Source organism: Pseudarthrobacter sulfonivorans, from assembly GCF_014712225.1.
Lineage (GTDB): Bacteria > Actinomycetota > Actinomycetes > Actinomycetales > Micrococcaceae > Arthrobacter > Arthrobacter sulfonivorans.
On record NZ_JACXBW010000037.1, the window covers coordinates 1 to 1,813 of the forward strand.

The 1,813-nt window shown below is 64.2% G+C and carries 1 protein-coding gene; it reads right to left on the reverse strand.

Annotation, left to right across the window (positions count from 1 at the left end; translation table 11 throughout):
• The coding region (gene aceE / locus IAQ70_RS22415; protein WP_223860564.1) for a pyruvate dehydrogenase (acetyl-transferring), homodimeric type at positions 1-1,813 on the reverse strand (1,813 nt) is incomplete at both ends.

Here is a 1,813-nt window from a genome sequence, read left to right on the forward strand (position 1 = left end):
GTGGCGTACGCGGTGCCGGCGGCGGTGAACGCTGCCACGGCGCCGGCTTCGTTGATGCCCGGGTGGATCAGCTGGCCCTGCGCCGATTCCTTGTAGGCGAGCACCAGGTCGCGGTCCACCGACAGGTAGTTCTGGCCCTTGGGGTTGTAGATCTTGGCGGTGGGGAAGAACGCATCCATGCCGAACGTGCGGGCTTCATCGGGGATGATCGGCGCGATGTGCTTGCCGAAGTTCTTATCCCGCATGAGGTCCTTCAGGAGCCGGACGAACGCCATGGTGGTGGCCGCCTGCTGCTTGCCGGAGCCGCGCTTGGCGACTTCATACGTCTTCGCGTCGGGAAGGGCGATGTCCTGGTGCTTGGAGCGGCGCTCCGGCACGGCGCCGCCGAGCTCGGCCCGGCGTTCCATCATGTACTTGATCTCCGGCGCATCGCTGCCCGGGTGGAAGTACGGCGGCTGGTACAGATCCTTCTCCAGCTCCTCGTCGGTGACCGGAATCCGCAGGTGGTCGCGGAATTTCTTCAGGTCATCGAGCGTGAGCTTCTTCATCTGGTGGGTCGCGTTGCGGCCCTCGAAATGCGGTCCGAGGCCGTAGCCCTTGACGGTGTGTGCCAGGATGACGGTCGGCTTGCCCTTGAACTCGGTCGCTGCCTTGTAGGCGGCGTAAACCTTGTGGTAGTCGTGGCCGCCGCGCTTGAGGTTCCAGATGTCATCGTCGCTGAGGTCCGCGACCATGTCCTTGGTCTGCGGGGTCTGGCCGAAGAAGTGTTCGCGGACGAAGCCGCCGGACTCGGCCTTGTAGGTCTGGTAGTCGCCGTCGACGGTCTCGTTCATGATCTTCACGAGTGAGCCGTCGTCGTCCTTGGCGAGCAGGTCATCCCACTCCCGGCCCCAGACGACCTTGATGACGTTCCAGCCGGCGCCGCGGAAGAACGCTTCGAGTTCCTGCATGATCTTGCCGTTGCCGCGCACCGGCCCGTCCAGGCGCTGGAGGTTGCAGTTGATCACGAAGTTCAGGTTGTCCAGGTTCTCATTCGCCGCGAGCTGGAGCAGGCCGCGGGACTCGGGCTCGTCCATTTCGCCGTCGCCCAGGAACGCCCAGACCTGCTGGTCACTGGTGTCCTTCAGCCCGCGGTTGTGCAGGTAGCGGTTGGACTGGGCCTGGTAGATCGCATTCATGGGGCCGATGCCCATCGAGACCGTGGGGAATTCCCAGAACTCCGGCATCAGCCGGGGGTGCGGGTAGGAGGAGAGCGCGTGGCCTTCCTTGGACTTCTCCTGGCGGAAGCCGTCCATGTCTTCCTCGGTGAGGCGGCCTTCCATAAACGCACGGGCGTACATGCCGGGGGACGCGTGGCCTTGGAAGAAGACCTGGTCACCGCCGCCCGGGTGGTCCTTGCCGCGGAAGAAGTGGTTGAAGCCCACCTCGTACAGGGTCGCGGCACCGGCGTAGGTGGAAATGTGCCCGCCGACGCCGATGTTCGCCTTCTGCGCCCGGTGCACCATGATGGCCGCGTTCCAGCGCATGTAGGCGCGGTACCGGCGCTCGAACTCCTCGTTGCCGGGGAACTGTGCTTCCTGATCCACGGGAATGGTGTTCACGTAGTCTGTTGTGGTCACCATCGGCACGCCGACGCTTTGCGCGCCAGCACGCTGCAGCAGGCTCCGCATGATGTATTGGGCACGTTCGGTGCCCTGTTCCCTGATCAGTGCGTCCAGGGACTCAACCCATTCGGCGGTCTCTTCCGGATCTCGATCAGGCAGCTGGTTAGTCAACCCGCTGAGGATATGGGAGGTATCTTCTCCTGCAGCCA